The organism is Methanoculleus sp. (assembly GCF_035363275.1).
Lineage (GTDB): Archaea > Halobacteriota > Methanomicrobia > Methanomicrobiales > Methanoculleaceae > Methanoculleus.
The window spans coordinates 9,975-35,600 of record NZ_DAOSET010000030.1 but is presented as its reverse complement, the minus strand read 5'-3'; the positions used below and the strand labels follow the sequence as shown (position 1 = coordinate 35,600).

At 63.6% G+C, this 25,626-nt stretch carries 27 protein-coding genes and 3 pseudogenes; 17 read left to right on the top strand and 13 right to left on the bottom strand.

Features of this window, described 5'->3' with window-relative positions; translation table 11 throughout:
* From PLN84_RS08120 to PLN84_RS08110, 3 genes and pseudogenes are all read right to left on the bottom strand, one after another.
* Window positions 1-275 (bottom strand): annotated as a pseudogene (locus tag PLN84_RS08120) (two pore domain potassium channel family protein); the annotation flags it as partial.
* The gene (locus tag PLN84_RS08115) at window positions 272-1,549 is read right to left on the bottom strand and encodes a serine/threonine-protein kinase (RefSeq protein ID WP_292558898.1); all 1,278 of its coding nucleotides are present in this window, start codon (window positions 1,547-1,549) and stop codon (window positions 272-274) included. The pseudogene PLN84_RS08120 and the gene PLN84_RS08115, both read right to left, overlap by 4 nt.
* Window positions 1,539-2,336, bottom strand: a complete 798-nt coding sequence (locus PLN84_RS08110; protein ID WP_292558899.1) for an FHA domain-containing protein — start codon at window positions 2,334-2,336, stop codon at window positions 1,539-1,541. The genes PLN84_RS08115 and PLN84_RS08110 overlap by 11 nt, the downstream gene beginning before the upstream one ends.
* Window positions 2,337-2,530: 194 nt before the next feature.
* Between PLN84_RS08110 and PLN84_RS08105 the strand changes: the two genes are divergently transcribed.
* Complete coding sequence (locus PLN84_RS08105; RefSeq protein WP_299953800.1) at window positions 2,531-2,815, top strand: hypothetical protein; 285 nt, start codon at window positions 2,531-2,533, stop codon at window positions 2,813-2,815.
* Window positions 2,816-2,912: 97 nt separating this feature from the next.
* Window positions 2,913-3,179 (top strand): hypothetical protein, encoded by a 267-nt coding sequence (locus PLN84_RS08100; RefSeq protein WP_292558901.1) that lies wholly within the window; start codon window positions 2,913-2,915, stop codon window positions 3,177-3,179.
* 8 nt (window positions 3,180-3,187) lie between these two features.
* On the opposite strand, the gene PLN84_RS08095 is transcribed toward PLN84_RS08100, so the two are convergent.
* Entirely contained in the window at window positions 3,188-3,643 is a 456-nt protein-coding gene (locus PLN84_RS08095; protein ID WP_292558902.1) for a hypothetical protein, read from the bottom strand.
* Here PLN84_RS08095 and PLN84_RS08090 point away from each other — a divergent pair.
* Both PLN84_RS08090 and polX read left to right on the top strand, forming a co-directional pair.
* On the top strand, window positions 3,642-4,091 hold the full coding sequence (locus PLN84_RS08090) for a hypothetical protein (protein WP_292558903.1): 450 nt from the start codon (window positions 3,642-3,644) through the stop codon (window positions 4,089-4,091). The genes PLN84_RS08095 and PLN84_RS08090 overlap by 2 nt on opposite strands.
* Before the next feature lie 4 nt (window positions 4,092-4,095).
* Window positions 4,096-5,829 carry a DNA polymerase/3'-5' exonuclease PolX gene (gene polX, locus PLN84_RS08085; RefSeq protein ID WP_292558904.1) on the top strand — a complete coding sequence of 578 codons (1,734 nt, stop codon included), beginning with the start codon at window positions 4,096-4,098 and terminating at the stop codon, window positions 5,827-5,829.
* Window positions 5,830-5,832: 3 nt separating this feature from the next.
* Here the strand turns inward: polX and PLN84_RS08080 are convergent, their stop codons facing one another.
* Window positions 5,833-6,291, bottom strand: coding sequence for a peptidylprolyl isomerase (locus tag PLN84_RS08080; RefSeq protein WP_292558905.1), 459 nt, complete (start codon window positions 6,289-6,291; stop codon window positions 5,833-5,835).
* 99 nt (window positions 6,292-6,390) lie between these two features.
* Window positions 6,391-7,020 carry an FkbM family methyltransferase gene (locus tag PLN84_RS08075; RefSeq protein ID WP_292558906.1) on the bottom strand — a complete coding sequence of 210 codons (630 nt, stop codon included), beginning with the start codon at window positions 7,018-7,020 and terminating at the stop codon, window positions 6,391-6,393.
* A 319-nt stretch (window positions 7,021-7,339) separates the two neighbouring features.
* Here PLN84_RS08075 and PLN84_RS08070 point away from each other — a divergent pair, with 319 nt between their 5' ends.
* Window positions 7,340-8,599, top strand: coding sequence for a glycosyltransferase (locus PLN84_RS08070; protein ID WP_292558907.1), 1,260 nt, complete (start codon window positions 7,340-7,342; stop codon window positions 8,597-8,599).
* 570 nt (window positions 8,600-9,169) lie between these two features.
* Here PLN84_RS08070 and PLN84_RS08065 read toward each other — a convergent pair.
* Window positions 9,170-10,759: a DEAD/DEAH box helicase gene (locus PLN84_RS08065; RefSeq protein WP_292558908.1), complete on the bottom strand. Its 1,590-nt coding sequence runs from the start codon at window positions 10,757-10,759 to the stop codon at window positions 9,170-9,172.
* Between the two features lie 104 nt (window positions 10,760-10,863).
* Between PLN84_RS08065 and PLN84_RS08060 the strand changes: the two genes are divergently transcribed.
* The gene (locus PLN84_RS08060) at window positions 10,864-11,574 is read left to right on the top strand and encodes a uracil-DNA glycosylase family protein (protein ID WP_292558909.1); all 711 of its coding nucleotides are present in this window, start codon (window positions 10,864-10,866) and stop codon (window positions 11,572-11,574) included.
* A gap of 35 nt (window positions 11,575-11,609) precedes the next feature.
* On the opposite strand, the gene PLN84_RS08055 is transcribed toward PLN84_RS08060, so the two are convergent.
* Together PLN84_RS08055 and PLN84_RS08050 are read right to left on the bottom strand one after the other, a co-directional pair.
* Window positions 11,610-12,299, bottom strand: a complete 690-nt coding sequence (locus tag PLN84_RS08055) for an Hsp20 family protein (protein WP_292558910.1) — start codon at window positions 12,297-12,299, stop codon at window positions 11,610-11,612.
* A gap of 187 nt (window positions 12,300-12,486) precedes the next feature.
* Entirely contained in the window at window positions 12,487-13,161 is a 675-nt protein-coding gene (locus PLN84_RS08050; RefSeq protein WP_292558911.1) for a hypothetical protein, read from the bottom strand.
* A gap of 138 nt (window positions 13,162-13,299) precedes the next feature.
* Between PLN84_RS08050 and PLN84_RS08045 the strand changes: the two are divergent.
* A pseudogene (locus PLN84_RS08045) lies at window positions 13,300-13,770 on the top strand (hypothetical protein); the annotation flags it as partial.
* Window positions 13,771-14,068: 298 nt separating this feature from the next.
* Here the strand turns inward: PLN84_RS08045 and PLN84_RS08040 are convergent.
* Window positions 14,069-14,362, bottom strand: coding sequence for a hypothetical protein (locus tag PLN84_RS08040; RefSeq protein WP_299953823.1), 294 nt, complete (start codon window positions 14,360-14,362; stop codon window positions 14,069-14,071).
* A 114-nt stretch (window positions 14,363-14,476) separates the two neighbouring features.
* Window positions 14,477-15,280, bottom strand: a complete 804-nt coding sequence (locus tag PLN84_RS08035) for a winged helix-turn-helix transcriptional regulator (RefSeq protein ID WP_292558914.1) — start codon at window positions 15,278-15,280, stop codon at window positions 14,477-14,479.
* Window positions 15,281-15,418: 138 nt separating this feature from the next.
* Between PLN84_RS08035 and PLN84_RS08030 the strand changes: the two genes are divergently transcribed.
* The 10 genes from PLN84_RS08030 to PLN84_RS07985 all read left to right on the top strand — a co-directional run bounded on the left by PLN84_RS08030 (window position 15,419) and on the right by PLN84_RS07985 (window position 23,724).
* Window positions 15,419-16,117, top strand: coding sequence for a hypothetical protein (locus PLN84_RS08030; protein ID WP_292558915.1), 699 nt, complete (start codon window positions 15,419-15,421; stop codon window positions 16,115-16,117).
* A complete protein-coding gene (locus PLN84_RS08025; RefSeq protein ID WP_292558916.1) occupies window positions 16,110-16,823 on the top strand; it encodes a carboxypeptidase-like regulatory domain-containing protein in 714 nt (237 codons plus the stop codon). The genes PLN84_RS08030 and PLN84_RS08025 overlap by 8 nt, the downstream gene beginning before the upstream one ends.
* Window positions 16,820-17,344 carry a hypothetical protein gene (locus tag PLN84_RS08020; RefSeq protein WP_292558917.1) on the top strand — a complete coding sequence of 175 codons (525 nt, stop codon included), beginning with the start codon at window positions 16,820-16,822 and terminating at the stop codon, window positions 17,342-17,344. The genes PLN84_RS08025 and PLN84_RS08020 overlap by 4 nt, the downstream gene beginning before the upstream one ends.
* A gap of 138 nt (window positions 17,345-17,482) precedes the next feature.
* Window positions 17,483-19,105 carry a hypothetical protein gene (locus PLN84_RS08015; protein ID WP_292558918.1) on the top strand — a complete coding sequence of 541 codons (1,623 nt, stop codon included), beginning with the start codon at window positions 17,483-17,485 and terminating at the stop codon, window positions 19,103-19,105.
* Complete coding sequence (locus PLN84_RS08010; RefSeq protein ID WP_261596711.1) at window positions 19,102-19,644, top strand: hypothetical protein; 543 nt, start codon at window positions 19,102-19,104, stop codon at window positions 19,642-19,644. The genes PLN84_RS08015 and PLN84_RS08010 overlap by 4 nt, the downstream gene beginning before the upstream one ends.
* The gene (locus PLN84_RS08005; RefSeq protein ID WP_261596710.1) at window positions 19,641-20,732 is read left to right on the top strand and encodes a hypothetical protein; all 1,092 of its coding nucleotides are present in this window, start codon (window positions 19,641-19,643) and stop codon (window positions 20,730-20,732) included. The genes PLN84_RS08010 and PLN84_RS08005 overlap by 4 nt, the downstream gene beginning before the upstream one ends.
* Before the next feature lie 222 nt (window positions 20,733-20,954).
* Window positions 20,955-21,839 carry a hypothetical protein gene (locus tag PLN84_RS08000; protein ID WP_292558919.1) on the top strand — a complete coding sequence of 295 codons (885 nt, stop codon included), beginning with the start codon at window positions 20,955-20,957 and terminating at the stop codon, window positions 21,837-21,839.
* Window positions 21,840-22,041: 202 nt separating this feature from the next.
* A complete protein-coding gene (locus PLN84_RS07995; RefSeq protein WP_261596708.1) occupies window positions 22,042-22,725 on the top strand; it encodes a SatD family protein in 684 nt (227 codons plus the stop codon).
* A 187-nt stretch (window positions 22,726-22,912) separates the two neighbouring features.
* Window positions 22,913-23,455 carry an MFS transporter gene (locus tag PLN84_RS07990; RefSeq protein ID WP_261596706.1) on the top strand — a complete coding sequence of 181 codons (543 nt, stop codon included), beginning with the start codon at window positions 22,913-22,915 and terminating at the stop codon, window positions 23,453-23,455.
* Window positions 23,452-23,724 (top strand): hypothetical protein, encoded by a 273-nt coding sequence (locus PLN84_RS07985; RefSeq protein ID WP_261596705.1) that lies wholly within the window; start codon window positions 23,452-23,454, stop codon window positions 23,722-23,724. The genes PLN84_RS07990 and PLN84_RS07985 overlap by 4 nt, the downstream gene beginning before the upstream one ends.
* Before the next feature lie 273 nt (window positions 23,725-23,997).
* Here the strand turns inward: PLN84_RS07985 and PLN84_RS07980 are convergent, their stop codons facing one another.
* Both PLN84_RS07980 and PLN84_RS07975 read right to left on the bottom strand, forming a co-directional pair.
* Window positions 23,998-24,690 carry a hypothetical protein gene (locus tag PLN84_RS07980; protein ID WP_261596704.1) on the bottom strand — a complete coding sequence of 231 codons (693 nt, stop codon included), beginning with the start codon at window positions 24,688-24,690 and terminating at the stop codon, window positions 23,998-24,000.
* Between the two features lie 445 nt (window positions 24,691-25,135).
* Window positions 25,136-25,626 (bottom strand): annotated as a pseudogene (locus PLN84_RS07975) (hypothetical protein); the annotation flags it as partial.

Here is a 25,626-nt window from a genome sequence, read left to right as displayed (position 1 = left end):
CCGAGGGCGGAAAGCCCGGTGAGGATATGGAGCCAGCCCAGGCCGAAGGCGGGGACCGCGAGGAGAGCGGCGATCGCGATCTGCCGCCGCCGGTCGCTCACGGCGTAGACCCCGGTGATCAGGACAAACGACGTGAGCGCCCTCAACGCGGCCGGGCCGGTCGAGCCCGCGCTCACGTAGGGGTAGACGGCAAGCAGGAGGATGAGCGACGCGAGCAGGTAGTGGAACCGCATGGCCCTGGCGCGGGCGAGATACCGGGCGAGAGGCCCCCTCATGCTCCCGCGTTACCGGCTTCCCTCATCAGTGTTTCGATCGCATTGAGCACCTCCCCGGCGGACCCGTAACGGTCGGCGGGGTCCTTTGCGAGGCACCGCAGAACGATCGGGTCGAGTCCGGCGAGGGCGGGGTCTATCGCCGACGGGGGGGTCGGTTCTGTGCCGAGGACCGCCCCGGCAATCCCGGCGAGCCCCTCGCCGGCGTAAGGTGGCTTCCCCGTCGCCATCTCGTAGAGGACGGTGCCGAGCTGGTAGATGTCGGTTGCCGGGCCGGTCCTCCCGAACCGCTCCGGTGCGATCTGCTCGGGGGCCGCATACGCGAGGGTGAACCCGGCGGCGCCGGTCTCACGGGTCTCCGCCGGCCTCGTGCTCATGCCCCAGTCGGCGATCTTCGGCGTCGTCAGGTCGTCGGCAAGCAGAATGTTGTGGGGCTTGATATCGCGGTGGACGACGCCCCGCTCGTGGGCGTAGGCAAGCCCGGCGGCGATCCCGGCGGCAATTCGGACTGCTGTCTCCAATGGGACGGGTTTTTGGAGGTTTTCAAGGCTCCCGGGCAGGTACTCCATCTCGACGAACGGCACCGGGAGGATGTTGACCGAGTGGACCCGGACAATGTTTGGGTGGACGAGGTCTTCCCAGAACCGCATCTCCCGCATGAACGTCTTCCCGGTCGCTTCGTCGTAGGAGACCGGGATCTTCACCGCCACGGTCCTGCCGTCCTCACGCCTGACGGCGGAGAAGACCTGGCCGAGCCCGCCTCTCCCGACGAAGGCGACCCGGTCGTACCGGCCGCCAAGTTCGGCCGGGAACCCCGGCGGGTGGAAGGGCGGCATGGTCCGGTATGCGTCGGGCAGGATGGTGGTGGTCGGCGCCGTCTCTTTCTGCGGCCTTCTCAGGTAGACGCCGGCCGCCGCACCGCCCCCGAGCAGGAGGAGCGCCAGAACTGCGGTCCAGGGGAAGCTGTCCCGGCCGGGGTCGGCAACGGTCGCCGTCGGCAGAGGGGTGGCAGCCTCGCCGGGCGCGGTGACAACCGTGGGGGTCACTTCCGGCGAGGGAAGAACCGTGGGGGTAGGTTCCGGCGTATTGCCCCCTTTGCCGTTGCTTTTGCCGCTGTTCGGGTTCTTATCAACGTTGGGTGTCTTTGCGGCGGCATCGATGGCCGTATCGGAGGCGCTCGCGTGGTCCGGGGGGCCTCCCGCTCCGGCGGCGGGAGTGAGGGTCGCGAGGAGCAGGGCGGCCGCGAGGAGCAGGGCGGCTGCCCGTTCAGGCCGCATCCGGCGGTCGCACCCCCCCGGCGAGAACGAAGACGAGGGTCGCCCCCGGTGCGCCCTTCGCGAGTTCGACGAGATCCCCGTCGCGGAGCTCCCGCCGCGTCCCCCGCTCGACCTCGCTCCCGTTCACGAAGGTGCCGCCCGTGCTGCCGCAGTCCTCGATGAGCCAGGCGCCCTGCCGCCGGGTGAGCCGGGCGTGGGGCCTCGATATGCGGGTGACCGCTGCGTACTCTTCCCCGAGGACGATCTCCTGCCCCGGCCGGGAAGGTGCGGCCGGGTCCGCCCGGCCCAGGGCGACCCTCTCCCCGCCGATGGGAAAGACCCTGCCGTCGTCCGAACCGCCGAGGAGGATGAAGACCGGGTTCTGGCCGGAAAACTCGCCCGAGAACGTCTCACGAACGCCGGCGAGTTTCTCTGCGAGCACGGCGTTCGTGAGCGTCAGGTTCAGGTTCGCAAACAGCCCGAGGCTTCTTGTGATCGCTTCAAGCCCCCCGGGCACGAGCGAGTACTTCCAGACCGGGTGAACCCCCTTTGCTGTCGGCCGGGAGAGGCCGACCTCCTTGCGGACGACCCCGATGCCCATCAGTTTGTCGAGGTGCTTCTTTGTGTTCTCGTAACTCGTCTCGATCGCGGCCGAGATCTGCCGGACGTCTCTAGGCTTCCGTTCGATGGCCTTGAGGATCTTCAGGCGTGTGCTGCTGCTCAGCACGTCCAGGTATTCGGAGAGTTCCTGCAGGTCGTCGGTATCCACATCGAGGATCAGTGTCCTTGAGTCATCGTCGTTGGTCATAGGCTCTTCCGGTCGGCCTCCTTTGCTGTATGGTTTCACGAGGTCTCTGATGAAGGTTATGCAGTTGAGCTATCCGGTGCGCCGGCATGACCCTGCGGGCCGCAACGCCCGGGCCGCTGCTCCGTGACGCCGCCGCTCGATACGCGGTTCTTCTGCGGATCATGTTTATACGGGAGGACCGATCAGGGGGGGCCATGCTCGGAGATATCGAGACCATGCAGCAACGGGTTGCGATGGTGGAGATCGAGGAGATGATCCAGTCGACGCCCAATTACGCCGACATTAGCGAGGCGCTCCGGTCATTAAACTTCATACCGGAGCAGAATGACGCCGATGTCGCGATATGGGTGCAGCCGGACCTCCGGATCTTCGTCCTGCTCCGGCTGAATCTCGGGGGCGGGTATGCAGGGTATAAGGTGGCCGCCTACGACGACCTGGAGGGGCGTGAGGGGGAGTTTACCGGCTACAACGCTCGATAATCGGTGTATTCTCACCACGCAGCCCATGAGGGCGCTTCACCTCGCTCCATTCCACCGCCGGGTCAGGTTTATCTGGGCGTATGCGGTATGGTCTCGCATGCGTGAACAGGTAGTGGTCGACCGGGAGGAGCAGGAGGCCATGAAGGCCCGGGTCCGTGAGGTGGTCACTGTGGATACCACCTACGAGAGGATCCGGGAGGCCCTCGAGAGTCTCGGGTTCCTGGCAAAGGAGGACAAGCCTGCCCTTGCCCTCTGGGAGAGCCGCGAGCACGAACTCTTCGTTATGGTTCATATGGATCCAAAAACCGGTGGGTTGCGGGATTACGAGGTGAAGACGTTCGAGGAGATGGAGGGCATCGATTAACCGCCGGCTCACGCTTTCCCCGGTCTCTCCCCCGGCGGGTTCGCGAAGAGCGCGACATACCCGCCGATGAGCACGACGATGAAGACGATCAGGTAGACCGGGGCGGCAAACGCCCGTTCAAACTGGGCAAAGAGGCCGACCCCGGAGATATCGCCCACGAGCACGAAGAGCCGGAAGAGGAACAGGACAAGATACACGGCCCCGAAGGCGCCGAAGATCGGGCCCGGCAGGTTCAGGGGAAAGACGAGGGCGCCGAAGAGGTCGCCGACAAGGAAGAGCACCGTGATCAGGGTGAGCAGCCCGAGGTTGACGTTGAGGAACGCAACGATCTGGAGAAAGACCGCGGCCTGAACGTGGGCGCCGGCGAGGATGTTTAAGATGCCGAGGAGGATCAGGAAGATGATGAACCCGCCTATCCGTGAGATGAGGATGCCTGCGATCGACTCTTTCTTCTTCTCACCCATGCGATCCCTCATCAGAGGAGTGGTTCTTCTTGCTTATGGACCTGCCGACCGGCGCGCCGGGGACGCCCTGCTCGCCATGACCCTGATGCGGCGGCGCCGGAAGCACCGGGTCAGCGAATTTGCCGCAACGATCCCGGCAACCTACCGCGCCTTCGACCTCCTCTATGTCGACGGCGAGTCTTACCTCTGCCGGAGTTACCCGGACCGGCGGGCGAGACTCGAGGCGGTCCTTCCCGGGGACGGGGAGATATCGTCCGCAGGCCGCATCGTGACGGGGGATATCGACGGGATCACGGGCACGGGGTTTTCGGATGCGGACCTCGCGGACCTTCCCCGCCGGCTCGCCCTCCGGTTCCCGCGATTCGTGCGGTGGCGGGACGAGAAGAGCCCTGGACTGGCGACGACGGCCGCCGAGGTCGCGGCGATCTTCCGCCGGAGGGGGGTGTAACGACATGGAGAGCCTTTCGCGGATGACCAACATCGAGGTTGCAGCAATCCTCTACGAGGTCGCGGACCTCCTCGAGATCAAGGGTGTCCGGTTCAAGCCGCAGGCCTACCGGCGGGCGGCGCAGGCGATCGAGACCCTGCCGGAGGATATCGGGGAGATCGCCCGGAAAGGAAGCCTTGATGAGGTTCCCGGCGTCGGCAAGAGCATCGCCGGGAAGATCCGCGAGATCGTCGAGACCGGCAGCCTTGCGTATCTCTCGTCCCTCCGCGAGGAACTCCCGGAGGGCGTGCAGCACCTGACCCGACTTGAGGGGATCGGGCCGAAGAAGGCGATCGCCCTCTCCCGGGAGCTGGGTATCCGGTCCGTCGCCGACCTGGAGGCGGCGGCGAAAGCCGGCCGGATCCGGGATCTGCCCGGCTTTGCGGAGAAGACCGAAGCGAATATCCTCGCGAGCATCCGGGTGAGCAAGACCGCAGAAGAGCGCCGCCTCCTCGGGTATATTCTTCCCATCGCCCGGGATATCGAACGGCGGCTCTCTTCGCTTCCCTCCGTCCGCCGGGTGAGCCTCGCGGGCTCGATACGCCGCAGGAAGGAGACGATCGGGGACGTCGATATCCTCGCGACCTCCTCCCGTCCCGAAGAGGTGATGGAGGTCTTTGCCACCCTGCCCGGCGTCTCGCGGGTCCTCGCCCGGGGGATGACGAAGACCTCGGTGGTCCTCGCGACCGGCGTCCAGGTCGATCTGAGGGTGGTGGAAGAGAGGCATTTCGGGGCCGCTCTCCAGTACTTCACCGGGTCAAAGGAGCACAACATCGCCATGCGGAAGCTTGCCATCGCGCGGAACTGGCGGCTGAACGAGTACGGGCTCGTCGACCTTTCAAGCGGCCGGACGATCGCGGGCGAGGATGAGGCGGGGGTCTACCGGGCCCTTGATCTCGCCTGGATCGAGCCGGAACTCCGGGAGGACCGCGGCGAGGTTGAGGCCGCACGGGCCGGAACCCTGCCGAAACTCGTCGGTTACGACGCGATCAGAGGCGACCTTCACGTCCACACCCGCTGGAGCGAAGGCACCCATTCCATCGAGGAGATGGCGGAGGCGGCCCGGGCGCTCGGCTACGAGTACATCGCCATCTGCGACCATGCCGAGGCCCTTCATATCGCCCGCGGCCTCTCTCCCGAACGCCTGGTCGACCAGGTGCGCGAGATCGAGCGGATCAACCGGGCTGCCGACGACGGCTTTACCGTTCTCTCCGGCACCGAGTGCAACATCGGCATGGACGGCAACATCGATCTCCCGGACAGCGTTCTTGCCGATCTCGATGTGGTCGTCGCGAGCGTCCACTCCGGGTTCAAGCAGTCCGAGGAGGAGATGACCGAACGGGTCATCGCGGCGATGGGAAACGATCACGTCACAATCATCGGCCATCCGACAGGCCGGATCCTCCTCTCGCGGGAGCCCTACCGGATCGATCTTCCCGCGGTCTTCGATGCCGCGGCGGCGCTCGGCGTCGCGATGGAGATCAACGCGTTCCCGGGAAGGCTCGACCTCTCCGACGTCAACGCCCGCCTGGCTTGCGAGCACGGCGTCTCGTTCTCGCTTGGTTCGGATGCGCACAACCGGAAGAACCTCTGTTCCATGGAGTTCGGGGTCGCGACCGCCCGGCGGGGGTGGCTGACGGCCGCCGATATCGTCAACACCCGGCCGCTTTCAGAGTTGCCACTGATCCTGAGATCGTAGGGATTACCCGGCGACCTGCTGCTCATGCGCAGCCCTGACGATATCCACGAGCCGGATATCGAACGTCAGGGGCTGCCCGGCGAGGGGGTGGTTCGCGTCCAGCGTCACGGTCGATTCCGAGACGTCGCTGATGATGACGACGGCCGCTCTGCCGTCCGGCTGCTGGACCTGGAGTTGCTGGCCCGGTTCGGGGTCGATCTCCTCGGGGAACTGTCCCCGGTCAACCGTGAGCGTCATCTCCTCGCTGCGTGGGCCGTATGCCTCTTCGGGCGGGATCGTGGCGGTCTTTGTCTCGCCCGGCTCCATCCCGATCACGGCCTTCTCGAACCCCGGGATGATCTGCCCCCCGCCGATGGTGAATTCGAGAGGTGCTCGATCGTCAGAAGTATCAAAGATCGTGCCGTCTCCGAGTTTTCCGGTGTAGTGTACCTTGACGGTATCACCTTCTTTTGCCTGGACCATACTGTTTCACCGGCGGGGTGGTGATCCCGGCTTCCTATTTATGCATGCCGGACAGGCCCGGATTGGCGGGATTCCATGAGTTCCCTGCTGTTCCGGGAGTTACCGGCTGCTCTTCCGGACTGCGTGCAGGACGCCCATCACGCCCTTCACGTCGTACCCGGGTGTCCGGTCGATTGCGAAATCATAATGCGCCCCGATGTAATCGAGGAGTGCCCTGTTCATCGGCCCGCCGATCGGGGGCATGTGGAGTTCCATCTCGATGCGGCGGACACCCTCAAGATCTCCGGGCCGGATGGACCATTCGGCCCCTTCGCAGTCGCACTTCAGGAAGTCGCACCCGCCGGCCATGGCGGCGAGGTCCCCGAGGGTATGGGTCGCCACGCTGAGGGTCTCGCGCCCCCAGGTGACCCGCATCGTGCTCCCGTCGCCGAGCGCCCCGTTGACCACCGTGACGCCGGCGTCGTTCAATCGGATGTTTTCCCGAAGAGCATCCGCGAGGACGGGCTCGACAGCCAGCACGTGCCGTGACCGCCGGGCGGCACGGATGCAGAAGGCGCCGACGTTCGCCCCGATGTCCAGAACGGTATCGTCCGGCCGGATGTCGTCGAAGTGGTACTCGCCGACGATGTAGACGGCGTCGGCCCCATCCGGCATCCTCCTGAAGGTCACGCCGTCGTGAGTGGTGACCCGGGGAGGGCAGTCCGGCATCGAGGCGTACTTTCGGTACATTGCTCCGGGTAAGGTTAGGGTCCCGGCCTATATGGGCGTTTCTCCTCCCGATTATGGCGGCGCCTCGCCTCATCGGAGCCCTTGCGCTCTCCCGTCCAGCGCTGCCCGGACGGCCCCGATTCCTGTCCCATTATTAACCTTTTTGCCATATCGTTCTCAACGGTGGATGACGTTAATCACCTTATACTGCCTCTGAACGGCCGTATCGGAATGAACCTTGATTTAATGCATCTTTTTTATATAGATATATTTATAAAATAGCACGTACAGATGCTCTACTGTAGCAAGTCTCAGCACATTCTTCCGGGGGAGAACTGCGATGGCGTACATGGACGGAATAACCTGTATCTGCGATAACGGCCGGACGCTTGAGGACCACCGGCCCATCGTCGGCGACGATGTCATCTCCGGGATCTACCGTAAAGCGGTGGCGCTCCAGGGGAAGCGGGTCCTTCACGTGAACTCGACCTACCAGAGCGGCGGCGTTGCGGAGATGATCCTCTCGCTCGTTCCGCTCATGAACGACGTCGGGATCAAGACGCAATGGAATATCCTGACCGGCGAAGGCGGCTTCTTCGCGATCACCAAGAACTTCCACAACGCGCTCCAGGGGCAGCCGATCGCCTTTTCGGACGAGGAGAAGGGTCTCTATCTCAAAACGAACCAGTCTTTCTCCGGGCAGATGGCGATCGACCACGACCTCGTCGTCATCCACGACCCGCAGCCCCTGCCGCTGATCCGGTTCTACCCTAAAGCTCAGCCCTGGGTCTGGCGGTGCCACGTCGACCTCTCGAACCCCGACCCCGCCCTCTGGGAGTTCCTCAAGGGGTTCGTCCTCGACTACGACCGGATGGTCATCTCCCATGACCAGTACCGCCGGGCGGGGATGCCGATGGAGCAGTGGATCTGCCGGCCGGCGATCGATCCCCTCTCGGAGAAGAACCGCGACCTCTCCGAAGCGGAGATAGCCGGGCTCCTTGCGAAGTACGACGTCCCGATCGACAAACCGCTGATCACCCAGATCTCGCGGTTCGACAAGTGGAAGGATCCCGAAGGCGTCGTCGACGTCTTTATCGAGGTCAAAAAGCACGTCGACTGCAGGCTCGTCCTCTGCGGCAGCATGGCCCCCGACGACCCCGAAGGCTGGGCGATCTACCGGCGGGTCGAGGAGAAGGCGCGCCCCTTCATCGAATCCGGCGACGTCATCCTGATCACCGCCGAAGACCACCTGCTGGTCAATGCCCTGCAGCGGGTCTCGTGCGTCATCCTCCAGAAGTCGCTCCGCGAGGGCTTCGGCCTGACCGTCACCGAGGGGCTCTGGAAGGGGCGGCCGGTCATCGCCTCCCGCGTGGGCGGGATCCCGCTCCAGATCGAGGACGGCGAGACCGGGTTCCTCCTCGACCCGACCGACACCGAAGGGTTCGCCTGGAGGATCCGGCAGGTCCTTGAGAACCCCGAGCTCGGCGAGCGGCTCGGCCGTGCCGGCAAGGAGCACGTCCGTCAGCATTTCCTGATCACCCGGCTCCTCACCGACTACCTGGATATGCTGAGCGCTGAGCTCCTTATCCGCAATACCTGATCGGGCACCCGGATCAAAAAGAGTATACCTTCGATAACCCTGCGGGCGGGCGAGACCATGAGAGATGTCCTCGCGGGGGTGTCCGGCGATATTACGCGTGAGTCCGGGCACCCGGTTTTTTTCCGCAGGGGGCGCTTCGGGTCCGACTGCCCCGTCGCGCCCCCTGATGCAGGGCGGATGGCACAGATGGCCGGCTGAACCCGGGCAGGAGTTTGCAGCACGCTTCTCTGTTATGGTATTGTGAGCCTGCGGATCACAGGACAACCATATATGGGTATTTTCAATGGCGATGAGACTCCGGAAGATTCAAGGATTGGACCTACACCGGTTGACGCAACCACCCCCCCAACGATGACAAAATACGCATCAAGGTATATAGTTGTTTCTCTCCCGAGAGTCCGGGTCCTGCTCACCTGGAGAACCCCCGGCTTCCCGGGTTCTCGTCCGGCGTTCGTGCCGGCCCGGAGAGATTGAGGTCCCGGTATACGGCAAACCGTTCCGGGTGATCGGGGGTTCTGGCTCCACGCCCCGGCTCCGTAAGAATAGACGTTCGGGCCGGCCTGCAGTAACTTACCGCTCGCCCGGTGCTCCGACGACCTCGATCGGCTGGGTCAGCCTGACCCGTGCGATAGTCTTTCCTTTCATCCCCTCGATGACCTGCTCGACGAGCTCAAGAGGCACGTCGACGGTGGAGTGCCTGTCGTAGATGTTAATTGCACCGATAGCGTTGCCGGGGATCCCGGTCTCGCCCGCGAGCGCTCCGACGATGTCCTTCGGCCGGATCTGGTGCTCTCTCCCGGCCGGGATTTTGAGGAGAGCCAGCCCCTGGGCCGGCCGGATCTCCTGCGGCAGGCCCTGACCCCGTTCGCCCACGCCGAGTTCCAGTTTCAGGAGGGCGGCGGCAACCTCAAGCGCCGTGTAGTCCCCGGTGATGATGCGGTCGACCAGATTCTCGTAGTGGTCGAGGCTGCCCTCGTCTATGACGTGCTGCACCCGCTCGATCAGTTTTCGCGTCCGGCTCTCCTCGACGTCGCCCTGTGTCGGGAGCGGGATGCGGGCGATCTTGATCCGGGTGTAGTCCTGGATCGTCCGGAGTTTGAAGTATTCTTTCGGGCCCACGAACGTGACGGCCCGTCCGGTCCGTCCTGCCCGTGCAGTCCGGCCGATCCTGTGGATGTAGTACTCGATATCCTGCGGGACGTCGTAGTTGATGACCAGGTCGACGTCCTCGACGTCGATACCGCGCGCGGCCACATCGGTTGCGACGAGGATATCGATGTTTCCTGCGCGGAACTTCGCCATCACCCGGTCCCGGAGGACCTGTTTCATGTCCCCGTGGAGGCCCTCGGCGAAGTAGCCCCGGGCCTGGAGGTGGGTGGTCAGTTCGTCGACGCCCCTCTTGGTGTTGGAGAAGATCAGGGTCAGTTCCGGGTCGTAGAGGTCGAGCAGCCGGGAGAGGATCTCGAGTTTGTCCCGGCTCCGCACCTCAAGGTAGAGCTGCTCGATCTGCGGGACGGTCACTTCCCGGCGTGCGACCGATATGAACTCGGGGTTCTTCTGGAACCGCCTTGAGATCTCGAGGATGGGTTTTGGGAGGGTGGCCGAGAAGAGGACTGTCTGGCGGTCCTGCGGGGTCTCGTCGAGGATCTTCTCGATGTCCTCACGGAACCCCATATCCAGCATCTGGTCCGCTTCATCGAGGACGACCAGGTGCACTCCGCCAAACGCGAGGGTCCCCCGGTCGAGGTGGTCGAGCACCCGCCCGGGTGTCCCGACGATGATCTGGACGCCGCGTTGCAGTCCCCGGAACTGCCGGTCGATCGGCTGGCCGCCGTAGATCGGGAGGATGTTGATGCCCCGGTGATGCTTCGCCAGGCGGGCGAACTCCTCGGCGGTCTGGATGGCGAGTTCCCGGGTGGGGGAGAGGACGAGGACCTGCGTCGCCCGGCTATCGGGGTCGACACGCTCGATCGCCGGGACGCCGAACGCTGCCGTCTTTCCGGTCCCGGTCTGGGCCTGACCGGTCACGTCGCGCCCTTCGAGAATCAAGGGTATTGTGCGTACCTGGATGGGCGTCGGCTCCTCAAAGCCCATATCTTCTATCGCCCGGAGCATCTTCTCCGAGATATTGAATTCCTTGAAGGTGATATTGTTCTCCATTCGTTCACCTCTTGGTGCTGATACCTCTTTATATGTCGCATCCGCACGGCGCTCCCCGGCCCTGCCCTGCAACACATATCCGTTCTGCAGGCGAAGATACCGGCATGGATTCTCTCAGTGCCGCGAGCGTTGCGGGGGTCTACGGCAGGTATTCCGCCGGTCGGCCGGACCTCTACGGGATTCTCCTGCCCGAACTCCTGCCGCACGACGCCTGCGGGGCCGCGGATCGCAGGCCCGGCCGCGTGAAGGTTCTCTTCATCGCCGAGTCCCCGCCCTGGGCCGCCGGACGGCGCGAGGTCGCCGGGCCCGCAGACTGTCGGCGGCCCGACTACCCCTACTTCTGGAACGACCGCTACGATGCCGCGCCCCGCCGGGCGCCGCTCTCCGGCAGGTTTGCGGAGAACCTCTTCGCTCTGCTCGACCTTGAGGGCCAATCGCGCCGGGAGAATCTCGACCTCTTCACCGGGCAGGGCTGTTATCTCGTCGACACGGTCCGGTGCGTCTACCGGAAGAACCGGAAGGCGTCTATCCCGGCCGACCTCGTCCGGCTGAGCGCCCGGGGGATCCTCGGGCCCGAGATCGCCGCCCTTGCCCCGGAATGCGTCGTCGCTCTCGGGAATACGGCGCTCACCGGGCTCCGGGAGATCGAGCCCTACGCGGGCGCTCTTGCCGGTGCCGGGATCACGGCGATCTCCCGGGAGGCACGCTTTGAGGAGAGCCGCCTCCTCTGTCTGCCCTACCCCGGCTGGCGCAACCGGCGTTTCCTGGACCTGATCGAGGCAGGATTTGCGGCCGTCCGGGACCGGGTGTCGTGACGGACCGGCCTGGATATCTCCGGGCGCAGTGCCGTCTACCCTGCGAGTCTCTTCCTCCCTTCCTCGTACATCCTCTCCTTCTGCCGGCGGAGATCTGCGGCTTTTTTCTGCTCTTCGGCACTCCCTGTCTCCGGGATCGTGACCTTCTGCGCTGCCTGCTCCAGTTCCCGGGAGCTCAGATACCCCGAGGACTTCATCTTCTCCCGGTCCTCCCGGTACTCCTCCTCGACCTGCTGCCGGTGTGTCTCTGCAAGGGATCGGCCGGCCTCTCCGCTCAACGGGATCTCTTTTCCGCGGGCTTCGGCGACCTTCTTTAACCGCACCTCAAGAACCCCGTTCTTGAAGGTGGCGCGGGCCTCCTCGTCCCGGACGTCGGTGGGGAGGGTGACCGTCCGGGCGATCGCGCCGACCCTCCGCTCCCGCAGGTGATACCCGGCCTGCTCCTCCTCTCTTGCCTCCTCCCGCCGGGCGGCGATCCGGAGCGTCCGCGCATCAAGGAGCCGGACGGTGATCCCCTCCCGCTCGACGCCGGGGAGGTCGGCGACGACCACGACGTCCGACTCGTGTTCGACGACGTCGACCGTCGCCCCGGCCCCGCCGACGAAAGGCGCCTGCTGGGCGGCACCCGAGAGGCGCTCCATCACCTCCGAAAACTGTCTCTGCATGCCTGCGATCGTATCCTCGATCTCGCTCCAGGGCCCGCGGGCCGATCCTCTCCATGCCATGGTTCCTCTCTCCTGCCTGTTGGCGATCCCCGGTTGGGAGCATTTCATATATATGTTGCTGTGCGGGGCGGCGGCGTGCGGAAGCAGGCCGCTTGTGCAGATCGGGGGTGAGCCGGCATTTTTTCTCCCGCTCCCGGGGTTGATATGGAGGCGAACGTGGCCGGGGTTCTGGCGAGGCTTGAGGCTATCAGGGCTGCCGCCCGGTAGTGCGGCCGGGACAGGTGAGTTCGCAGGCCCGGCAGTGGTCGATCGCCCCTCTCCCGGAGGCCTTATCGGCGTCCATCCGCGCCAGGCACCGCTCCCGGCTGAACCTCCCGGTAACAAAGGAACCCATCGGGCAGGCGGCGACGCAGCAGCCCTCGCACCCGGCGCAGGAGGGTTCTTCCCCGGGAAGGTCCCCGCCGGGAGAGTCCAGGTCCGTCCAGACCGCCCGGAACCGGACGCGCGGCCCGTGGCGGGGGACGATGACGAGGTTGTTCCTCCCCATCCGCCCGAGGCCCGCCATGCAGGCTGCGTCCTTGAGGTAGATCCCGCCTTCCTGGAGCCGGTAGGGGATGAGCCGGCTCCGGATCCCGTACTCTTCCTCGAACCAGCGGGCGAGGGCCTTCCCGATCCCGGCGAGGATCCGGTCGCCGGGGGTCCCCCGGCCCACCTCCCAGAGGTCGAGTTCGGGGTGCTCCGGGTCATGGTAGAGGCCGAGGACGATGTAGGTCCCGCGGTCCGCCTGCGAGCCCCGGTGCCAGTCCGCGACCGCCGAAGGGCAGTCGACGAGCCTCGCCGCCGCCACGGCGCCCGCCACGTCCGCCCCGAGCTCGCGGGCCTTATCGAGGGCAGCACTGATGATCTCCCCATCATCGGGCATGGTAGAGGGTATGAGCCGGGTGGTGAAGAACGATCCGGTTGTTCGCCTCTCACTCCAGATACGGCAGGATCGGTTCCGGGAGCCTCTGTCCCTCGCCGAAGAGCGCTCCGGTCTTCCCGTAAGTTGCTGAAGATTCCGATGCCACCGGGGATACGTATACTAGAGAGAACGGTGCATATCCCGATCAGGAATGGACGGAGCCACTCTGCAGCCCGGTGGGGAATGTGCGAGGGTTATCGATATTCTCCGGGGAGAAAAGGCGTACCTGGAGGAGACCTATCGTGTCCGATCTATCGGCGTCTTCGGTTCGTGTCGGCGCGGCGAGGAGTACGGAGGAAGCGACGTGGACATCCTGGTCGAGTTCTCCGAGGTGCCGGGGATCTTCGGGTTTCTCGAGGCTTCGAGCGGTATCTCTCCGAACGTATCGGGAGGCCGGTGGATCTGGTCGAGAAGAGCACGCTCAAACCCCGTATCGGCCACCGTGTCGCAAAAGAGGTTCTCTACGTATGGACGGCCCCGCGAAGCACCCTTGACTACCTGGACGATATCCTTGATGCCGTCGACAAGATCGAGATCTTTACCCGGGGTATGTCATATGAGGAGTTCCTCGAGGGCGATAAGACTGTTTATGCCGTCACCCGGGCGCTGGAAGTGATCGGTGAGGCAAATGTATCCCCCGCCAGGTCCGAGAGAACTACCCTGAGTATCCCTGGAGTGAGATGGCTGGCATGCGCGACAAACTGATCCATGCCTACTTCGGAATCAACACCGTTGAATGGCGGAGGCGCCCGGCGGGCTCAGACCGGAGCGTCGGGCCTCTCCAGTACGTAGGCGATCGTCCCCTCCTCAAACCCCTCCCCGGCGGGGGCTTTGCCCGCACACACAAACCCGTTCTTCTCGAGCACCCTTATGGAGCCGGCGAGGAGGCGATCCCCCCGCTCCCGACGAGCATCCGGCCGCCCTCCGCGGGGTCGTCCCGGACCCAGTACCAGGAGATGAAGAGCGGGTCGGCGTTCCCGGCGGCCATCCGGATGAACTCGGTGATGGTCGCATCGTCGAGGAGCGGGGGCGGCCACGAGCCGGGAACGGCGGCGTCGAGAAGGCGGGCGAGTTCCCGGCGGTCGTTGCGGTCGGCCTTCAGGATCTCAAGCGTTGCGGGGATCAGGTCGAGGCGTCCGGTATGGATGCGGAGGGGTTTCATCGGGGTGGCTCCTGGTTGATGAGTATGATCGGTTTTGGTGGGTTGGTCTTATCCGTTGCGGATTCCGGCATGTCCGGGAACGGCCGCGACCCTGCAGCGGGCTTCCGGCCTCTCTCACCTGTCGGTCCCGTTGCCCGCCTCCGCACGCCTTTCGAGATTCCGGCAGTCCTCAGTTATCGCTGGCATCCGGCTCGCCCGTTCCTCGAACAACGCCGTCGCCTCTCCTGATAGGCTATACCGGACTCCCCCGCCCGTCTCCTCCCGAAGGACGATCCCGTCGGCCTGCAGGCGCCGCATGTGCCACGAGACCGACGAGGCGGTGATCCCGACCCGTTGTGCAAGTTCCCGCCTTGATGCCCCCGGACTCTCCAGCAGAATGGCGAGGAGTTCTCGCCTGCTCCGGTTCCGGAGGTGGATGAGCACCTTCGCCTCGAGCGGCGTGTACCTATGCCGGTTCTCGAAGTACCCCGTCTGCCCTTCGACGGCGGCGGTGGCGATCATACCGAACTCCTGCAGTCTTCCGAGATGGTACCTCAGGGTCCCCCGGTTTACCCCGAGGTCCCGGACGAGGGTGCCGAGGCGGATCCCGGGGTGGGCGCAGATGTGGTCGTAGATCGCCGTCCGGGTCTCGTGTTCGAGTGCGGCGCGTTTTGCGATGCGGCGGTAGCCGAAGAAGAGCCAGACGTTTAAGAGGACCAGGATGTTGAAGGCGACCAGAAGTTCCGGGGCGGTCCCGATGAGGAGGTCGGCGATCAGGACCTGGATCGGGACCTGCCACCACTCGATGGGTGTCAGGTCCAGCGGCGGGCGGTCGGGCACGTAGTCGCCGGCCGGCTCGACCGTATAGCCGGCGGCCGCAGAGGCGGGAAGCGCTGCAAGGAGAGCAATCAGGAGGAGAGCAGCCGGCCAGCGTCGCATGCTACAGGAGTGGGGCTCCGGCACCTTGACCTTTGCGTTTTGCCGGCGGCCATCACCGCCCGGCTACGGGGAAACCGGGGCTTGTAGGTAGACGGCCGGCACAGAAACCGTATATAATCTTGCGTCCCAACTTCCACCATGAAGGACCGGTGGCTTGTGCTCGGCATCGCCGTCGTGGTGGTCTTCGCCCTCTGGCGTGCCTCCTACGTCCCGCCCGGCTACGAGACGATCGACTACGAGACCGTCCCGGTCCTCCCGGTGGAGTGGTACAATCCCCCGATCCTCGAGATCTGGGGGGCGATGGAAGAGCAGATCCCGTTCGACAACCGGACGGCGAAGTCGCCGATGCTCGTCATGGACTTCGATGCGAACGGCTCGTTCACCTACATCCAGTTCGGGTTCTTCGCCGATATGGAGGGCGATCCCTGGGTCCACTCCGCCTTCGTCCTCAGAAACGGGAGCGCCTACCTCTCGTCCCAGCGGCTCGATCACCGCCCTCCTCACGCCCACCCGCTCGGAGCCCTTGCCGCCGTCGACGACATCCCGTTCGATGAGCTCTCATACGGCAAGGGAATGAGCCTGAAGGTCTTCTACCACGAGCAGAACCGGACCTACGACGACACCTACAACAACATCTACGCAATCGAGAACGGCACCCTCCGGCCGCTGGAGTTCATCTCCTTTGCCACCACGGAGGTCTGGCACACCATCGAGATCTACCCCGTTGACCCGCCGGACGAAAACCGGACGCCGACCGCCATCGACCAGGATCCCCGGGCGCTGGTCGTCTTTCCTCCGCGGGAGATCGGACTGGCGGAGAGGGTTGTGTATGCGTGACCGACCGGCCGTTCCTCCGGGGAGCCGGGCCACGGGGCGGATGATGCCGGGGTTCCTCTCCGTCACCTCACCGAAGCAGTACGAGACGGTATGGAGCGATCTCGTCCCGCCCGAGGTCACGGTCGCCGGCAGGGCCGAGGCCTCGAACGGGATACGGGACGTGGTGGTCGAGAGCAGCGCAGGTACGGTCTCGTGCGGGAACGCGACCGATTTCTCCTGCACCGTCCCGGTCGCGGAGGGGAACGAGACGATCACCGTGACCCTGATCGATAACCTGGGAAAGACCTCTGAAGCGGTGCTCGCCGTCTCCGTCAACGTCGATATCCCGCCGCCGCCGTGGATCCACGTGATCGGGACGGTGAAGGACGTCGACGGCCGTCCGGTCCCGGACGCAACCGTGAGGTTCGAGTCAGTCCTCCCGCTCGCCTGGGGACCGCGTCCCGTGACGACCGGGACCGCCGGCGACGGCGGCTACCTGGTCGAGAACGCGTTCGGCTACGGACAGACCGTCTCGGTCGAGAAGGAGGGCTACCTCCCCCTGCACCGGGAGGTCGTCTTCGAGAACATCACCAACCGGCTCGACCTGGAACTGGAGCCGGAGCCGCCGCAGGCCCGGACCGCGCCCGGGTTCTCCGCCGGGATGGGTATCCTTGCGCTCGCGGGAGGGCGGCTCGCCGCTCGTGCGGGGCGGAGGCGCGAGGGGTGAATCGCGCATACCTATTCGGGGCGGTGGCTCTCGCAGCGCTGTTGGCGTTCGCGTTCCTCATTCCTCCGGTTCAACTGACCGAATACGATGCCACCGGCGATGAATTCAGGAAGACGGCAATATTTCTGCATGACGACAGGGAGGTCTTCCCCGTATCGGTGCTTCATGAACCGCTCCCGGCTTCCGGCCGGGCACGACTGGTTGTCGAACTCGGGGATCGTGCAGGGATACGTATCGAGAGCGTGACGATCGGCATCCGGGGTTCCACGGAGGCATACCTGGAGGCTCTCGGCGGCGATTCGCCGGCCATCCGTTTTCAGCGCGCAACCGACGGCGGATACGGGAGCATTCTTGAGATCCCGGATACGGGGGTTCAGGGCAACGGGGCGATGATGATCCCGTTCCTCCTCCAATCTTATGGGGAGGGGACGGAGAGCCTGACGATTGATATCGAGGCACGGCTTTCGGAGACGGGTTTCCCGTGGCGCCGCTACGAGGCCCGGCACAGATTCGAAGTCTGACTGCTGATCTGCAGGGTAGACGGACGGCACAGAAAAGATATATAGCGCCCTCCCCCATCGCTCATTAATAGGCCTTCCGTTCTGCCGGCAGACGTGCCGGAGCGGCGTTTGACGAAATCGGAAGGCCGGAGTGTTCCCATGAAGCATCTTCACGTTATCCTCATCCTCTGCCTCCTCCTCCTCCCGGCGGCGGCTGCAGAGACCCCCCGCCCGGCCGAAAGCCCGGTGGAGGCGCCCGTCGACCGGCTTGAGATCGACGACGCGGTGAAGCAGGCGTCGCCCTACTACTACGTCATGCTCGTCGGGACCGACGATGAGCGGGAGAACCTGCTCGGCTACATCGATCGCTCCCCTCGCTCCGCCGAAGAGAAAGAAGCGATGAAGGAGTCTCTCGGGGAGATCTGGCAGAGATACCCGGTGGTGCACGAGACCGAAGGCTCGGTGACCCGGATCGGGTTTGACCCGACGGCGGGGGAGAACCCGGTCCTGACCGATGAGGAGAACGCCCTGCTCGCTGATATCTCCCGGGCCATGGCGGAGGCGTTTGCCGCCACGCCCACGGGCACGCAGGCAACCTGGTATGACCTCTCCGTCTGGCTGATCAAGACGGACGGGCAGGGGAACGAGGTCTGGAACCGGACCTACCCCGGCGGGGATAGTGCGGACGTCGCGGCGGTGCTCCAGGCGGACGACGGGGGATACCTGATCGCCGGAAACACCGGGTTCCGTGACGCCCTGCTGATCCGGACGGACGCCGCGGGCAACGAAGTCTGGAGAAAGACCTACGGCGGGCCGGACTGGGACACCGTACGTGCCATGGTCGCGGCCGGTGATGGAACCTACGTCGTCGCCGGGAGCACCGGCTGGACGCCGGAGAAGGATACGCGGAGTGCCTGGCTCTTTGAGGTCGCTCCGGACGGCCGGGAGGTCTGGAGCCGGACATTTCCCGGCGACGGGCTCTTCTCGACGGTCGACCGAACCGGCGACGGCGGGTTCATCCTCGGCGGGAATCGGCACATCGGGACCGATGATGCATGGCTGGTCAGGGTCGACCGGGACGGGAGAGAGGAGTGGAGCCGGTCCATCGGCGGCAATGCCTCCGGGATCGTGGACGGTGTCATATCGACCCCGGTCGACGGGGGCTATCTCGCCGCGGTGAGGAACCCCTGGGAAACGGCACGTTTCGGAACCGTGCCCATCCGGGTGTTTAAGACCGATCCGACGGGGGAAACTCTCTGGACAAGGACGGTTGATGAGCTGGACGGCGGCACCCGTGCGGTTCTTCTCGAGGTGCCCGGCGGGGGCGCCGTCGGCTACCTCGTCGCCGGCGGGGCAATCCGCCCCGGGAGCGACCTCCCCGGCCCCTGCCTCATCATGACCGGCGGGACCGGAAGCGTCGCCTGGACCGTGATGCCGGAGATTCCCGGCGGCGCCCTGCTGGTCACATCGGCGGTCGCGTCGTCTCCGGGGCGGTATGCATTTACCGGCGCGGTCTACGCCGGCGGGCCGCACGACGGGTGGCTGGTGCTCCTGGATCATACGGGGAACGTTACCGCCGCCCGTTCGTTTGGCGGTGATGCGACCGACGACATCTCGGCTCTTGCGGCGACGGACGACGGCGGCTACGTCCTCGCCGGGACGACCCGGTCGTTTGGGGAGAATGGGTGGACGGCGCCCGCCCAAGCCCCGGGGTTCGGGGCGCTCGCGGCGATGGCCGCCTGCGGTATCGGGGTCCTCTGCCGCGGGGTGAGGCGGGGATGAAGCCCGGCCAGCTCATCGCCTCGAGTGCGGTCTTCTTCTTCCTCTGGGCGACGATGGCGGTGACGCTTGCAACCCGCGGGGCCGTCGGTTCACGGACCGTCGTATTCGCGCTATCGCTCATCTCGCTCGCCGGGTCCGTCGAGTTCCTGCGGGCGATGCAGCAGGAGTCGCCCCGGTGGCGCCGGGGCATACCGTTTGTCGCCGTCTGCGCCGCTCTTGTCCTCTGGACGGGGGTCGTGGCGTGGGCTGTGCCGTACTATCTCGCGGATCCCGCGTTCCTGATGATGTTCCTGCTCCCCCCGGCCGCGGCGCTGCTCCTCTCCTCCTTCCCGGACGGCTGCCGGGACGGGGTGCGGATGCCGATCATCGTCGTCGCGGTACTCGGCATGGTCTCGCTCTTCCTGGCCTTTAATGCGTTCTTCGTCCCCCCTCCCGTGCCCGCACCGGGTGTCATGGAGTTTGTCGGACCCCTGTATGCCCTCCTCCTCATGCCGCTCGTCGGGCTGCTCCTTATCCTGGCGGGGGTGGCCTGCCGATGAAGCCTCTGGCGCTCGCGCTCCTCCTCCTCCTCGCCTGGACCGCCGGGTGCATCGGCACCGCTGCAGACCCGCCGGCGGCGGACGAGATCGCCGCCCGGTTCGTCGCGGCGGAGGAGCGGACGGAGGAGTTCACCGCCACCGTAGCGATAACGGCCGGTTCCGAGAGCGTCACCGCGAGGCTGCTCCGGAAAGGTCCCGACTGTTACCGGCTGGAATACCTAAAACCCGCGGACCTCGCCGGGACGGTGACGCTCTCGAACGGCACGCGGAAGTGGCGCTACGACCCGGCGACGCAGACCGCGCTGACGGTCGCCGGACCGTATATGACATCCGCCTTCTCCGACCCCCCGTACCCCGGCTGGGCAGAGGAGGTCAGGGGGTATGCCGGAATAGTCGCGGAGTCGCTTGCGGAGCAGAATGCCTCCTACCGGGGCAGCGAATCTGTCGGCGGCCGCACCGCCCATATCCTGGAGGTTGCCGGGGAAGCGAAGATCTTTGAGGCCCCAACCCGGAACCGGGAGGGAGTGTACCGCCTCAGGGCACGGATCGACGCAGAGACCTGGCTCCTCCTCGGCGTGGAGATGTACGGCAGCGGGGGCGACCCGGTCCTCTCTGCCGAATTTACCGATCCCGTGGCGAACACCGGGCTCCCGGACGACCTCTTCACCTTCGACCCGCCGGCAGGCGTCGAGGTCCGGCCGATGCCGACGGCCGCGCTCACGCCGCTCTTCCTATGGAGCATCGACGACGCCCGGCGTTACGGTGTGGAAGTGCCGTCCTCCCTCCCGGAGGGTTATGTCTTTAACGAAGGGGCGGTCCTCCCCGGTGCCTACACGGTGCTCCGGTTCACGGACGGCACGGGCGACCTGGAGGTCATGCAGCGGCTCTACGACCCCTATCGGGAAGAACCGGTCCTCCCCGGCACGCCTGAGACGATGCTCCTCGCCGGCGGCCGGGAGGCCGAATACGTCTCCGCCGACGGGCGGGACCAGGTCCGCTGGCGTGACGGCGAATACTCCTACCGGATCACGAGCGGCATGCTCGGGAGAGACGAACTCGTACGGGTGGCGGAATCGGTCGCTATATAGTGCGTGGGTCCTGGTGTAAAAATTCCCCTGCATTATTCAGGATCCTGCCCTGTTGCCGGAGCGTGGAGTTGCGGTTGCGGCGGACGCGGGCGCTCCGACCGAAGCAAGATACCCGGGCAGTAGTTCTATTTTGGTGATATAATTGCATAAATACGTTCGTTCTCCTCAGGAACAAATAGGAGAAGTAATGTAGGAGTTCAGAGGAATAACTACCTGACTCCAATGGAAATCTCCCACGGCATCGAGCTGTTCCTCCGCCTATTTCTTGCATATTTAGTGGTGGAGTTTCTTCTCCGGCCCGCACCTCCGACGAAGGATCGATCCGGGAACGGCTGGCGCTCCGGGCCCCTGGCATACCATGCCTTCACGGCAGGATTGCTGACGTTCCTCTTTACCAGCCTCTGGAACATCACATTCGTCCTGAGAGACCCGTCGTCGCTTCCCGGGCTTCTCCTGCAATTCCGAGACGCGCTGCTGTACGCCTTTGTCCTTGTTACGGTAGCGCATTTCGTCATCGACGGCATGCTGCCCGACCTGGTGGTGGGCATTCGAAAGAGGATGGCCCGCGGGCGAGATCCGGATGATAAGGATGGAATGCCTGAACCTGCAGGGTGGCTTTTTATCGCCCACCTGGCGGTTCTCTTCATCGTTCTGGCGCTGCTCTCTCCACAGACTCCAGCCCCCTACCCGTGCGGCAGCCCGGTCGAGATTATCCGGATCTGGATCGTCGTTACCGCATTCCTTTTGGTCCTTCAGCCCGGCGGGATCCTGGTCGGCAGCGTCATCCGGTTCTGGCGAAAAGATATGGACGCTTCAAGAGAGGACGGACTGGATCACGCGGGCCGTCTGATCGGATATGTCGAGCGGGTCCTGATCGTGACGTTCATCCTGGTGAACGAGTACACGGCCATCGGATTCCTCATAGCAGCAAAGGGGCTTTTCAGGATTAATGACACGAAGAGGTCGGAGTACATCATCGTAGGAACGATGGTGAGCTTCGCGGTTGCGGTCCTTATCGGGGCGGCTGCCGGTTACCTGGTATGCCAGGGCGGGATTGAGCAGCTCATCGGGTATTTGTCGGAGTTCCTTCAACTGTCCAGGATGTGAATTGTCCGATTCAACCTGATCGTGGAGTCGCCGGGCGCGGATGCCTGGAATATACATGAAGATACCTGTGCGTCCCTTTATGAGTAAATATCTACATGAGTTTCATATATAAGTTAAAAGACTCATATTATGATATTATAAGGGAAAATATTCATATCGGATTGCCGACAACAAACCTTGAAGAGGAGGCGACGGTAGCGCCATGACTGAAAGAAAAATTTACGCAGTCCTCACGGGGGATCTGGTCCGTTCCCGCGATATCAAAAGTGCATACGGTGAAGAGTGCATACGCCGCCTGAAGGATACACTGGGAGATATCGGGAAAGACTACATAGCGCCGTTCTCGATATTCCGCGGAGACAGCTTTCAGGGCGTTTCCTCAAACCCGGAGGAAGCGCTCGAGGATGCAGTTCTCCTGCGCCTCAAGCTCATTGCCGGGTTCGACCGCGACAACAGCGCTCTCCGGATGGATGCACGGATTGCAGTCGGGATTGGAACCGCCCGCCACCTGCCGGCAGATGGTTCGGCCGGCGAAGGGGACGGCGAGGCATTCCGGCTCTCCGGCCTCGAGCTGGATGGCATGAAGGAGGCCGGGCGCGGTATCATCGTGAAGACACCCTGGGCGAGCGTCAACACGACGCTGTCGATCTTCTGCAGCGTCCTGGACATGATGATTGACGGGTATACGAAGAGGCAGGCCGAAGCCGTGATGCTGGCGCTCGAGGGGCTCACGCAGAAGGAGATCGGGGGCCGCGTCGGCACAAGCCAGTCCGCGGTGTCCTACCGCCTCAGGGGGACGGGTTACGATGTCATTTTGAAGATCATCGAATGGTATCGGTTGCAGGTCCGGGAACGGATCGAACCCGCGGAAAAGATAGGCGCGTGACGGGGCCGGGCCGTTCGCTACCGTGACGGCCGCAGGAAACATCCCACAACGCCGGCCGTTACGGGCCGCCGCTGCCCCCGCGCTCTTCCCTGACCGATTGAAACTGGATCCGGAAGAGTGATCCCGAAGGAACGGTACAGATCGGTTGTAGGCAGGTTACGCGAAACGACCGCACGAGGCCTCATCATTGCTGCCATCGTGCTCGGCTCCTTTATGGGGGCCCGGACTCGAGCATCGTCATCCTCTCCCTCACCACGGTCTCCCGGCATTTCGATGTGGGGGCCAGCGAGGCTTCCTGGGTCCTGATGATCTACCTGCTTGCCGTCACCGGGCTCTTGATCCCGTTCGGGCGCCTCGGGGACGTGATGGGGAGAAAAACATCTTCGTTGCGGGGTTTGCCCTCTTCACCGCGAGCTCGTTCTTCTGCGGTGCGTCGCCGGGTTTTCTCTGGCTCATCCTGTTCCGTGCCCTGCAGGGGATCGGGGGCGCGATGATCACGGCAACGGGTCCTGCGCTTCTCTTGGTCTCGCTCCCGGAGCAGGTCAGGGGGAGGGCGCTCGGCTACTTCTCCGCGGCAAACGCCCGCGGCCTTGCCGCGGGGTTCGGCCTCGGCGGTGTCATCCTCCACCTCCTCTCGTGGGAGTGGATCTTTTACCTCAACGTGCCGGTGGGGATCTGTGCTGTCGCCATCGCGTATCTCGTTATCCCCGGGATGCCGGTTGGTGTATGACGCAGGGGGAGTTCGATTTTACGGGAGCATTGCTGGCTGTCCTCGCCGCGGGGCTCTTCACCGCCGCGATGCTCAACCGGCTCGTGCTGTCGGGGATGACCTCCCTCGTCCCGATGTACCTTGAGCTGGTCAAAGGGCGCCTTTCCCTGGACCTCCTTGATCGAGATGAAGTAGTTACCGGGCGAGACCTCGACGGGCACGGGGGATCTCGACGGATCCCTGGTTCTACATCCCAACCAGCGAAGCATTCGAGACTCCAGGAACGGTAAACGACCTGCATCATCTCGGCGGATGCGACCTACGGTGCCCGAGAGATTGGTCCGTACACTGAAATCAGGGAATTAGAAGTAGCATCCCGGTCAACCGGAGAGCCCGGAAACACCCCGGGCGGGGAAGGTCAATCCGGTTTTATCCGGAGGTCTACAAGAAGCGCACAGCGGTTGAACGCTTCTCCAACCGGATAGAGGTGGTTAAGAAGATTGTTCAATGATACGAGCGGTATGCGCGCTCATTCCCCGGACCGGTTCTCCCGGCATGCGGCATCATGATTGGGCGGGTATCGGGATGACCCCCCCTACTCGACGGGGCTCTCTATGCGCCGTTTCGCACGATGCCGCACCTAGAGATTGCAACGCATGGACAAAGTCTGCTCTACATCTCTTGCAGACATACATATTCGTATCAAGGTCCAATTCCCCCAGATGATACGTCAGGAAACACCCCTGATCATTGCAGTGGTATAGGCCGCAAGCCATCCCGAAGGCTTTGACAATTCCCTTTTCCAGACGTTGCAGTAACTGTTCTGTCCCTGCGCTTTCTTGCCTGAAACGGTGGAGTGACAGAAGAGAGGCGTGGTTATCGCAGTCAATGGCGTACAGGTATCGTGAAGGCGGAACCGGATCCCAGAGGCCGACTTCCGTAATGCCTATTTTGATGGAGCCGTCGATCCCGTGCATAATCCGGCGGAACTCGTCCTTTCTATGCTCGATTTGGGCTATGGGGGGATTGTCACGATACATTATCGAGAGATTAAGAGGCTTTGAAAGTTCGTTCTGAAGAGATGAAATCAACTCCTCCATGGATCTTCTGATTGCGACCGGTATGGATTTATCACGGACATCGAAAAACACCAGGACGATCGAGAGGGTATTACTCTCGGTTCGACCTCCATCTACGGCGGTTTTGGTGTAAGGCCTCTGAAGGGTTAAACCGCCTTCTTTGCTGATTGCACGCATGTTTTTCAGACTCCGTATTTGAGCGTTCAACGTATGATCCTGATCTTGTGCGGTAATTCTATTTAATATTACCTAATACTAAAAATAAGTATTATTAATAGGTTTCCATACGGTTGCCTCCCCGGATCTCGGGGATTGTAATATTATATTTAATTATTTCTCTTATGAATAAATTCTAACTTATATCTGTTGTGCAATGTCGGGTGGGGAACCGGCATGCCGTTGCGGGTTTCGTACGTATCGCCGGCTAAATTGAAACCATTGTCTTTGTGGACTACCCGGCGGGAAGGCCGCGGCGAAGGGGGCTGCACTGCAGCCGCCAGTGAGTGTCGACGAGATGGATGCTGTCGGAGAACCGGCCGTGTGCCGGCTATCGAGTCGGGAAAAAAAGCGCTGGTGGATATTTTCAAGGGGGTAGACGAGTTCACCGCCGTCTGCCTTACTGTCATCCGATAAGGTGTTTCTTCTCCGCGAGTGACTGGACATAAAACAGAGCGAACTGTGACAGTCCGAAGCATACGAGAACAACGGCAAGTATAAGACCTTGGATCAGGTTTTTGAAAAGCATCGATAGACCGAAGGTGATCATCAAGGCGACCGTAAGCAGTGCCAGAGCAAGCAGCGAAATCATCAGCAGGAGATCTTTTCCTTTCGGTTTCGGGGTGGGCTCCGCGGACTTTGGTTTTGGCCACAAGAGGATGTAAAGAAGATGAAGTCCTCCGAGGATGACGAAACCTCCTATAAAGAGAACCAGAAACTCAACAATCGTGTCAGGAACAATGATAGCAAATGCCCCGACCGCAACGAACACCATCCCCACAAAGAAGAAGATCCAGTTACGTTTGAACGCGAACGTCATCATAGTGCCGCTGACCAGAGCCTGAACACCAAGCAGCACTATCAGGGCGCCATGCATGGCGCTTGTAGCATACGGCA